This is a genomic window from Streptomyces sp. NPDC037271, from assembly GCF_055603605.1.
The window spans coordinates 1-5,277 of sequence record NZ_JBVJVN010000050.1 but is presented as its reverse complement, the minus strand read 5'-3'; the positions used below and the strand labels follow the sequence as shown (position 1 = coordinate 5,277).

The following is a 5,277-nucleotide window of genomic DNA, read 5'->3' as shown; positions in this document are numbered from 1 at the left end:
CCCCCCCCCCCCCCCCCCCCCCCCCCCCACCCCCCCCCCCCCCCCCCCCCCCCCCCCCCCCCCCCCCCCCCCCCCCCCCCCCCCCCCCCCCCCCCACGTTTCTGCTGAGGCGGTCGTGCCTCAGACCTCCTCGTGGGACGCCACGGCGCGGCGCGCGTCCGCGTCCAGGACACCCCAGCTGATCAGCTGCTCGGTGAGGACCGAGGGCGACTGGTCGTAGATGACGGCGAGCGTGCGCAGGTCGTCCTGGCGGATCGAGAGCACCTTGCCGTTGTAGTCACCGCGCTGCGACTGGATCGTGGCCGCGTAACGCTGCAGCGGGCCCGCCTTCTCGGCCGGCACCGTGGCCAGCTGCTCCAGGTCCAGGACCAGCTTCGGCGGCGGCTCGGCGGCACCGCCCGGGGTGGTGCCCGGCAGCAGCTCCTGCACGGGAACGCCGTAGAAATCCGCCAGCTCGGCGAGGCGCTGCACGGTGACGGCACGGTCGCCGCGCTCGTACGAACCGACCACGACGGCCTTCCAGCGGCCCTGGGACTTCTCCTCGACACCGTGGAGGGAAAGGCCCTGCTGGGTGCGGATGGCCCGGAGCTTGGCCCCGAGCTGTTTGGCGTATTCGCTGGACATATGGCTCCCCGGACAAGGTGTCGACGCGGCCTGCTGTGTTGCGTGCCGCTCGGCTGGTAACTCACTGTGAGGTTACGCAGCGTTACTCTCCTGCGTCAAGCCGAATGGTCCGCACCGGCTCTTCCGTGGTATCCGCGATCCGTTACTCCGAGCGGGTGACGCGGACGCGGCACAAGGGTGACGGGGGAGTGTTCGGGGTGCCGTCGGAGGCGCTCTTGTGAGCCTGATACCGTAGGTGGCGCATATCCGACGTCCTTTAACGTCCGTCCCGTGAGGCGGAGAAGGAGGTCCGTTTCTTATGGACAAGCGGCAGAACCATCAGCAGGACGTGCGGCAGAACGCACGCGAGAACACCCCGCCGGACACGCGGTCCGAAGCGCGGCCCGTTCTCGAAGGGCCCGACATCGCACGGGTCCTGACCCGCATCGCCCACGAGATCGTCGAACGCGCCAAGGGCGCCGACGACGTGGTGCTCCTCGGCATTCCGACCCGGGGTGTCTTCCTGGCCCGGCGGCTCGCCGAAAAGCTCGAGCAGATCACCGAACGCAAGATGCCGGTCGGCTCGCTCGACATCACCATGTACCGCGACGACCTGCGCATGCACCCGCCGCGTGCGCTGGCCCGCACCGAGATTCCCGGTGACGGCATCGACGGCCGGCTGGTCGTCCTGGTCGACGACGTGCTCTTCTCCGGCCGCACCATCCGGGCCGCCCTCGACGCGCTGAACGACATCGGCCGTCCGCGCGCGGTGCAGCTCGCGGTCCTCGTCGACCGCGGTCACCGCGAACTGCCCATCCGCGCCGACTACGTCGGCAAGAACCTCCCCACGTCACTGCGGGAGACGGTCAAGGTCCAGCTCGCCGAGGAGGACGGTCGCGACACCGTGCTGCTCGGCGCGAAGCCGGCCGCCCCGGGCGCCCACCACTAGCACCTCGCGAACGCGTACCGCCGTGCCGTACGCCCGCCCGGTGTGCCCACGCGCGCGCCCGGCCGCCCGAATTATCCCGTTCTTCCGCATGAATCGCCTTACGGAGCCTGACAGATGCAGCGTCATCTCATCTCGGCCGCCGACCTCACCCGCGACGACGCCGTCCTGATCCTCGACACCGCCGAGGAGATGGCCCGGGTCGCCGACCGGCCGATCAAGAAACTGCCCACCCTGCGCGGCCGTACCGTCGTCAACCTCTTCTTCGAGGACTCGACGAGGACCCGGATCTCCTTCGAGGCCGCCGAGAAGCGCCTGTCCGCGGACGTCATCAACTTCACCGCCAAGGGGTCGAGCGTCTCCAAGGGCGAGTCCCTGAAGGACACCGCCCAGACCCTGGAGGCCATGGGCGTCGACGCGGTCGTCATCCGGCACGGCGCCTCCGGCGCGCCGTACCGCCTGGCCACCTCGGGCTGGATCGACGCCCACGTCATCAACGCCGGCGACGGCACCCACCAGCACCCCACCCAGGCCCTGCTGGACGCGTTCACCATGCGCCGCCGCCTGGTCGGCCGCGACGCCGGCCTCGGCAAGGACCTGGACGGGCGCCGGATCACCCTCGTCGGCGACATCCTGCACAGCCGGGTCGCCCGTTCCAACGTCGACCTGCTGCACACCCTCGGCGCCGAGGTCACCCTCGTCGCGCCGCCCACCCTGCTGCCGGTCGGCGTGGAGACCTGGCCCTGCGAGGTCTCGTACGACCTCGACTCGACGCTGACCAAGTCCGACGCGGTGATGCTGCTGCGCGTGCAGCGCGAGCGCATGAACGCCGCGTTCTTCCCGACCGAGCGCGAGTACACCCGGCGCTACGGTCTCGACGGCGACCGCATGGCCAAGATGCCCGACCACGCCATCGTGATGCACCCCGGCCCGATGGTCCGCGGCATGGAGATCACCGCGGAGGTCGCCGACTCCGACCGCTGCACCGCCGTCGAGCAGGTCACCAACGGCGTGTCCATCCGGATGGCCGTCCTGTACCTGCTGCTCGGCGGCAACGAACCCGCCGCTACCCACGCCCGCACCACCGAGGAGAAGTAAGACAGATGAGCAAGACCCTGATCCGCGGTGCGAAGGTGCTCGGCGGCGAGCCGCAGGACGTGCTGATCGACGGCTCCGTCATCGAGGCGGTCGGCCGCGGCCTGTCCGCCGACGGCGCCGAGGTCGTCGAGGCCGACGGCAAGGTGCTGCTGCCCGGCCTGGTCGACCTGCACACCCACCTGCGCGAGCCCGGCCGCGAGGACTCCGAGACCGTCCTGACCGGCACCCGCGCGGCGGCGACCGGCGGCTACACCAACGTCTTCGCCATGGCCAACACCTTCCCGGTCGCCGACACCGCCGGCGTCGTCGAGCAGGTCTGGCGGCTCGGCAAGGAGTCCGGCTACTGCGACGTGCAGCCCATCGGCGCCGTCACCGTCGGCCTGGAGGGCAGCAAGCTCGCCGAGCTGGGTGCCATGCACGAGTCCGCGGCCGGCGTCACCGTCTTCTCCGACGACGGCAAGTGCGTCCACGACGCCGTGATCATGCGCCGCGCCCTGGAGTACGTGAAGGCCTTCGGCGGCGTCGTCGCCCAGCACGCCCAGGAGCCCCGGCTGACCGAGGGCGCCCAGATGAACGAGGGCGTCGTCTCCGCCGAGCTGGGCCTCGGGGGCTGGCCGGCCGTCGCCGAGGAGTCGATCATCGCCCGGGACGTGCTGCTCGCCGAGCACGTCGGCTCCCGCGTCCACATCTGCCACCTGTCCACGGCGGGCAGCGTCGAGATCGTCCGCTGGGCCAAGTCCCGCGGCATCGACGTCACCGCCGAGGTCACCCCGCACCACCTGCTCCTCACCGACGAGCTGGTCCGCTCCTACAACCCGGTCTACAAGGTCAACCCGCCGCTGCGCACCGAGCGCGACGTGATGGCCCTGCGCGAGGCGCTCGCCGACGGCACGATCGACATCGTCGCCACCGACCACGCCCCGCACCCGCACGAGGACAAGGACTGCGAGTGGGCCGCCGCCGCCATGGGCATGGTGGGCCTGGAGACCGCGCTGTCGGTGGTCCAGGAGACCATGGTGGACACGGGCCTGCTGGACTGGGCCGGCGTCGCCGACCGGATGTCCGTCAAGCCCGCGCAGATCGGACAGGCCACCGGACACGGCCGTCCCGTCTCGGCTGGTGAGCCCGCCAACCTCACCCTCGTCGACACGGCATACCGTGGCCAGGTGGACCCCGCGGGCTTCGCCTCGCGCAGCCGCAACACCCCCTACGAGGGGCGTGAGCTGCCGGGCCGTGTGACGCACACGTGGCTGCGGGGCAAGGCCACGCTCGTCGACGGGAAGCTCACGTGACACCTGTAATCCTGCTGGCCGCCGAGAAGGAATCGGCGGAAGTGACCGACTGGGCCGCCCGCATCGGCTGGGTCGTCGGCCTCGGCCTGTTCGTCGCGCTCGTCTACTGGCTGATGCGCGAGGGCTGGAAGTGGCGCAGCACCCTCCAGGGCGACCTGCCCGAGCTGCCCACCGCGCCGGAACAGCCGGGCCCGGCCAGACTGACGATGAGCGGCCGCTACCACGGCTCCACCAGCGCCGGGCAGTGGCTGGACCGCATCGTGGCGCACGGCCTGGGCACCCGCAGCCGGGTCGAGCTCACGCTGACGGACGCGGGCCTGGACGTCGTACGCCCCGGCGCGAACGACTTCTTCGTCCCCGTCACGGCGCTGCGCGAGGCCCGGCTCGACAAGGGCATCGCCGGCAAGGTGCTCACCGAGGGCGGCCTGCTGGTCGTCACCTGGGAGCACGGCGACAAGCTGATCGACTCCGGCTTCCGCTCCGACCACGCGGCCGAGCACAACGAGTGGGTCGAGACACTGAACGACATGATCAAGAAGACGGAAACGGAAGGCGCACGATGACGACCTCCACCCGGGGAGCTGTGAAAACTCCCGCCGTACTCGTCCTGGAGGACGGCCGGATCTTCCGCGGCCGTGCCTACGGGGCCGTGGGGGCCACCTTCGGCGAAGCCGTGTTCTCCACCGGCATGACCGGCTACCAGGAGACCCTCACCGACCCGTCGTACCACCGCCAGGTGGTCGTGATGACCGCCCCGCACGTGGGCAACACCGGCGTCAACGACGAGGACATGGAGTCCAAGAAGATCTGGGTCTCCGGCTACGTCGTGCGCGACCCCGCGCGCGTGCCCTCCAACTGGCGCTCCACGCGCTCGCTGGACGAGGAGCTGGCCGCCCAGGGCGTCGTCGGCATCTCCGGCATCGACACCCGCGCCCTCACCCGCCACCTGCGCGAGCGCGGCGCCATGCGCGTCGGCATCTTCAGCGGGGACGCGATCCAGGACGACGCCGCGCTGCTGGCCCGCGTCCAGGAAGCCCCCGAGATGACCGGCGCCGACCTCTCCGCCGAGGTCGCCACCACCGAGGCGTACGTCGTCCCGGCGATCGGCGGGAAGAAGTTCACCGTCGCCGCCGTCGACCTCGGCATCAAGGGCATGACGCCGCGCCGGATGGCCGAGCGCGGCATCGAGGTGCACGTGCTGCCGGCGACGGCGACCGTCGAGGACGTCTACGCCGTCAACCCCGACGGTGTGTTCTTCTCCAACGGCCCCGGTGACCCGTCCACCGCCGACCACCCGGTCTCCGTGATGCGGGGCGTTCTGGAGCGCGGTACTCCGCT

General features: G+C 71.2%; 6 protein-coding genes. 5 read left to right on the top strand and 1 reads right to left on the bottom strand.

What is annotated here, in order from left to right:
- Positions 1-120 precede the first annotated feature (120 nt).
- Positions 121-624, bottom strand: coding sequence for a transcriptional regulator BldD (gene bldD / locus ACZ7G3_RS35655; RefSeq protein WP_398136652.1), 504 nt, complete (start codon positions 622-624; stop codon positions 121-123).
- A 298-nt stretch (positions 625-922) separates the two neighbouring features.
- Between bldD and pyrR the strand changes: the two genes are divergently transcribed.
- From pyrR to ACZ7G3_RS35630, 5 genes are all read left to right on the top strand, one after another.
- Positions 923-1,552, top strand: coding sequence for a bifunctional pyr operon transcriptional regulator/uracil phosphoribosyltransferase PyrR (gene pyrR / locus ACZ7G3_RS35650; protein ID WP_426600771.1), 630 nt, complete (start codon positions 923-925; stop codon positions 1,550-1,552).
- A 114-nt stretch (positions 1,553-1,666) separates the two neighbouring features.
- Positions 1,667-2,647 carry an aspartate carbamoyltransferase catalytic subunit gene (locus ACZ7G3_RS35645; RefSeq protein ID WP_426600770.1) on the top strand — a complete coding sequence of 327 codons (981 nt, stop codon included), beginning with the start codon at positions 1,667-1,669 and terminating at the stop codon, positions 2,645-2,647.
- Between the two features lie 5 nt (positions 2,648-2,652).
- On the top strand, positions 2,653-3,939 hold the full coding sequence (locus tag ACZ7G3_RS35640; protein ID WP_426600769.1) for a dihydroorotase: 1,287 nt from the start codon (positions 2,653-2,655) through the stop codon (positions 3,937-3,939).
- Complete coding sequence (locus tag ACZ7G3_RS35635) at positions 3,936-4,502, top strand: PH-like domain-containing protein (protein WP_426600768.1); 567 nt, start codon at positions 3,936-3,938, stop codon at positions 4,500-4,502. Before ACZ7G3_RS35640 ends, ACZ7G3_RS35635 begins: the two co-directional genes overlap by 4 nt.
- On the top strand, positions 4,499-5,277 hold a 779-nt coding region (locus ACZ7G3_RS35630), incomplete at its 3' end, for a carbamoyl phosphate synthase small subunit (RefSeq protein WP_470930858.1). The genes ACZ7G3_RS35635 and ACZ7G3_RS35630, both read left to right, overlap by 4 nt.